At 67.6% G+C, this 4,409-nt stretch carries 5 protein-coding genes; 3 read left to right on the top strand and 2 right to left on the bottom strand.

From position 1 onward, the window contains the following. Window positions 1–231: 231 nt before the first annotated feature. Together Q0379_RS07225 and Q0379_RS07220 are read left to right on the top strand one after the other, a co-directional pair. Window positions 232–564: a DUF3768 domain-containing protein gene (locus Q0379_RS07225; protein ID WP_299006346.1), complete on the top strand. Its 333-nt coding sequence runs from the start codon at window positions 232–234 to the stop codon at window positions 562–564. Window positions 565–767: 203 nt separating this feature from the next. Continuing rightward, window positions 768–980 carry a hypothetical protein gene (locus tag Q0379_RS07220; protein ID WP_299006344.1) on the top strand — a complete coding sequence of 71 codons (213 nt, stop codon included), beginning with the start codon at window positions 768–770 and terminating at the stop codon, window positions 978–980. A gap of 201 nt (window positions 981–1,181) precedes the next feature. Here Q0379_RS07220 and Q0379_RS07215 read toward each other — a convergent pair whose 3' ends face one another. Next, window positions 1,182–2,420: a hypothetical protein gene (locus Q0379_RS07215; protein ID WP_299006342.1), complete on the bottom strand. Its 1,239-nt coding sequence runs from the start codon at window positions 2,418–2,420 to the stop codon at window positions 1,182–1,184. Between Q0379_RS07215 and Q0379_RS07210 the strand changes: the two genes are divergently transcribed. Continuing rightward, window positions 2,379–3,428 carry a DUF4238 domain-containing protein gene (locus tag Q0379_RS07210; RefSeq protein WP_299006341.1) on the top strand — a complete coding sequence of 350 codons (1,050 nt, stop codon included), beginning with the start codon at window positions 2,379–2,381 and terminating at the stop codon, window positions 3,426–3,428. The two genes, Q0379_RS07215 and Q0379_RS07210, sit on opposite strands and share 42 nt — an antisense overlap. Window positions 3,429–3,440: 12 nt before the next feature. Here the strand turns inward: Q0379_RS07210 and Q0379_RS07205 are convergent, their stop codons facing one another. Beyond that, on the bottom strand, window positions 3,441–4,121 hold the full coding sequence (locus tag Q0379_RS07205) for a hypothetical protein (protein WP_299006338.1): 681 nt from the start codon (window positions 4,119–4,121) through the stop codon (window positions 3,441–3,443). Window positions 4,122–4,409 lie beyond the last annotated feature (288 nt).

The raw sequence follows: 4,409 nt of genomic DNA, 5'->3' as shown, positions 1-4,409 counted from the left end.
GCGCCTGCGGCGCGGAGTGTCTTTTGACGAGTCACGTCTTGCAAAAGGACATGGAAGGGCTCCGCCCTCGGCGCGCTTCGGATCGGCTTCCGCCCAGCTTCGGCCGCTGGCGCGGCCTGCAGCCGGGTCCCCGCGAAGCCGCCCCTCCGCTTGCACACCCGGTCTCGCCGACGGGCGCCGGGGTCAGGCGCGCCTTTGCGCCTGACCCCGAACCCCTGAGGAGAGACTTCGATGACCGAGCAAGAGCATGTCGCCGCGATCGCGGCCCTGAATGACGCCTGCCGGGCCGAGCCCGGCGCAGGCTGGATGCTGACGGCCGGCGTCCAGGGGCTGGGCGCGGCGCCCTTGGCCAAGGTGGTGACCGCCGTGAAGGCCTTCGACGCCTTCACCGAAGACAACAACCCCCACGGTGAGCGTGACTTTGGCGCGTTCGAACTGGGCGGCCAGCGCCTCTTCTGGAAGATCGACTACTACGACCTCGACCTTTGCATGGCCTCGCCTGATCCGGCCGACCCGGCGGTGACCAAGCGGGTGCTGACTCTGATGTTGGCCGAGGAATACTGACGACAAGCGCCGCCGCGCCCGGTGGGCGCGGCGGACGGCTTGCGGACCTTGACCACGGCGGCCGGGCGCGGCCGATCCTTTGGGATCGGCCGCCTTTTGCTCCGACGGGTCACCGGCAGACTTGTACGCGCGCGCCGGGCGAGTAGGATTCGTCATCGCTGGCGCTCAATCGGTGGATCATCATGGTCGAGTGGATCGCGGGCTTGGTGCTTCTCGCCATAGGCGTCGCGGGCATCCTATGGATCGAGCGCCGGCGATTTTACCGGCGCAATCCCGCCGGCCTTCAGGTGTATCGCTCGTTCGGCGCCTCGCTGACCACCGGGGCGTTCGAGGCCGTGGCGCTGTTGATTTTCAGGCTCGTCGCCTTGGCCGGTCTCTCGGGGCTCGCGCTTGGCGCCTTCAAGACGTTCGGCTGAAACCCACTGCCAGACCAAGTCGGCTATGTCATGAGCAAACGCTTCGGCAAGCGTGCGGCCCACGCGAACCTCAGCGAGACCCTGATCGACCGGAGGGCGCCTGCGCCTTCCCCAGGGAGGCGGTGGAACTCTTCGCAAGCTTGACCACGGCAAACCCGGCGCGGCCGATCCTTCGGGATCGGCCGCTTTTGCGTGCCGGGACTACGCGTTGCTTACGGCGTTCTGGATCATGGCCAGGACGCCGGACATTTCGGCGTCGAAGTCATAGGTGCGCCCGGGCTGTGACGGGATCGCCGAGATGAACCTGGCGATCTCCAGGGCCGAGAAGTCGTGGAAGGGATTGAGCCCCATTACATTGCCTAGCGTTAGATCGTCGGGCAGCGGCGCGGCGAGGACCTGGGCGAACCTTCCGAGCGCGGCGTCGATCGACCAGTCGGAAACGAACAGCAGGGCGCTGGCGAACGCCAGAAGCGCGATGGGGGTATCGGAGATCAGGTAGCCGCTGACCCGAGCCTTGCTCAGCTTCAGAGAGCCATACTCTACCATCAACCTGGCGAAGGCCTGGGTACGCTCGAACTTCTCGCGCAGCACGCCAATGGCGATCAGCGGCTGACCGGGATGCGCCGCCAGCAGCCGCCGCGTGCGGTCGCGGGTCGCGGCGGAGAAGCCAACCCGCGGAATGGTCGAACTGAAATCGCGATAGTGGAAAGCCAGGTGTCGCCGCGCCGCCTCGTTCGCGTCGAAGCCTGGCAGGTTGACGTGGAACGGCTGGAAAGCGAGGGGCGTGAACATCTGAAGTTTGAACACGGCGAACAACCAGTCGGCCATGATCGGCTCGCCCTTGACGACGAAGGTGTTCGCGTCGCGGACCTCCAGGAACCAGTGTCGCATGGCGAAGATGTCTGTTCGGCTCAACACGCCGATCGACCTGGCTTTGCAGACGAGCTCGCGCACTAGACGCGTTTCGCGGTCGTTGGCCGAGAACGCCACGTCGACGCCGCGCGTCAGGCCAGGCTCCTCGTCGAGCGGATAGAAGTCGCAGCCGCGTTTGTGAGCGGCACGGCCGGAGGCGTCCAGGAAGCGGAAATGCGCTTGGCGCGTATTCCCGTTCTGGGTGGCCGGCGCGTCGGAGAGCACGGCGACCGCCCCGTCACAGCGGCAGGACGGGCAGAGGAGGTCGGCGCGCAACCAGGCGCGCTCTTCGCCGGGGAGGTCTAAGGCCGGATCGTCGACCGAGGCGATCACCTTGCGCAGCGCCAGGAGCTGCTTGAAATCTAGTTCGCGGCCGTAGCTCTGCGAATAGGCGGTATGAGACACGCAATTTCCCCGCGCCGGTCCTGCGGCGAACTCACACTCTACAGCGCTGCCGCCGGCATGCACCTGTGCGGGCGCGTCTAGATGCGAGCCCCCTTCGCCAACCCGGCCGAGCCGCGCCGCCATCATTATGTTCCGCGCCTGTTGATGCGGCGCTTCGCGCGCGAGCGTCGCGCTGGCCAGTTCCAGATCCAGACCTTCGACAAGTCGAACGATCGCGTCTTCGCCACGGCGATCGAGAACGTCGCCGTCGAGCTCGATTTCAACGCCCTGGATCAGGATGGCGGGCGCATCTCGCTCGAGGCGGGGATGGGCCAGATCGAGAGCGGCGCGGCCGGTGCGCTGGCGGGCGTCATCGAGCGAGGCGCCCTCGCGGGCATGACCCTGGAAGACCGCGCGGCGATCGATCTCTTCTGCGCCTTGCAGTTCGTACGGGGCACTGGACCACGCGCCCAGTTCGCGGCCATGGCCGAAGCGGTGACGGAGCGAGTGAGGGCGATGGCTGGAGAAGACGGGGTTCGGAACCTCGGCCTCGACGGCCCTGACGGGCTCAAGCGCGCGGCTCTGGGCCTAGTCGTTGGCTCGCTGCGGGAGTTCACCGCCCACTTCAACGACAAGGATCTCTTGCTGTTTGAGGCGCCGCCCGGCCACGAGATGCTCCTCGGCGACAATCCCGTCACCCTGCAGAACGACCGCGATCTGGGCCCCTATGGCAATCTTGGGCTCGGTGTGCCCGGGATCGAAATCTACATGTCCATCAGCAGCAGGCTCTCGCTGGGCTACTGGTGTCCCACCAAACTGCAGCAAATGCGCGAAGGCGTCGCCCTGGCCGAGCGCGGCATCGCCCAGGCGCGAGCGATGATGGTGGTGGGAAACGGCGCGGCGCGGGACCGAGCGCTCGCTGTGCTGCCGGAACTCGAAGCCCGGCGCGCCAGGCTCGGGCGCGCGCCAGACGGCCATCTTGCGGGAACGGCGATCGCAATGACGCCCGAAAACGTCGTGCGGCTCAATTCTCTTCAGGCGCGGTGGGCCGAAAGGTTCGTGATGAGCCGGGACGGAAACTTCGACATCGTTCGCCGGATGATCGCTGACGATCCCGCCGTCCGGCGGGGCATGCGTCCTCGAATTGACTAGGCCACGATCGCCTTAGCCCCGGCAGTGGGTCGCGGCTTCGATTTCGTCGAGGCGTTCCAACTCGGCGTGTTCCCACTCGGCGGCCCCGGCGCGCAACGCCTCGCGCACCCGCGCGATCCATCCCGCGTCGGCCACCGGAACCTCGGCCAGTCGCCGCATGGCCTCCGGGGTTATCGGTGCGGCCGGTGCGAGCGTCACGTCAGGCTCGTCGCCGTCGGCCGCGTCCTGATCCTGATGAGCCGCGGCAATGGCTTCGCGCCGGAGCGGCGGTCGCTGCTTGCCCTCGTCCAGCGGCCAGGCGCGCCAGATCTCTTCTCGCGAGACGCCGCGCCCCTTGGCCTCGTGGCGAGCGACAGCATCCATCATCGCCGGGTCCAGGGCTGGCTGGTTCCAGGCACGGGCGCCCATCAGCGTCATGAACGGCTCTGGATGGGTTAGCACCGTATAGACGCGGTCGACCACCTCGATCATCAGGGCCTTCATCTCCGCGTCGTCGAGCCGCGAAAGGCGCGCCCACGGGATTTCTCCATAGGGCGTGACGACCGTGACGTCGCTGTAGTCGCCCACGGCGCTTTCCGGCGAAACGCCAGCATGCAGCTCCTCCAGTCGGGAGTTGCGTACCGCGGTCTCGACCAGCGCCAGGGCCAGGGGCGCGCGCCAATCGTCGTTGGAGGTCTTGGTCTTGCGAGCCATGGCCCAGTCTATAGCACGCCGTGGCCCCGGCGTCGGCGAAGCCAACGCGCGCCGGGCCCGAGGGTCCATCTCTGCGACGGCCGGGGTCGCGAGCCGCGCCGGATCTCAGCAGCCCGCCCCCTGGTTACGGTGAGGGTCCATCTCTGCGAAGGCCGCATTCGGGCCTCGTTCCCGCGTCGGTGCGGCCCAGGCGTATGGCGCCAGAGTTTCTCCCGGCCGCTCCGCGGCCGGGTGGCTTAGTCCGTATGTCCTTCCTGCCGGCGCTGAGCCGTCCGGGTCGTGGTGCTG

The organism is uncultured Caulobacter sp., assembly GCF_937900395.1.
Taxonomy (GTDB): Bacteria; Pseudomonadota; Alphaproteobacteria; order Caulobacterales; family Caulobacteraceae; genus Caulobacter.
The sequence above is the reverse complement of the archived record's forward strand: the minus strand, read 5'-3'. Positions and strand labels throughout refer to the sequence as shown.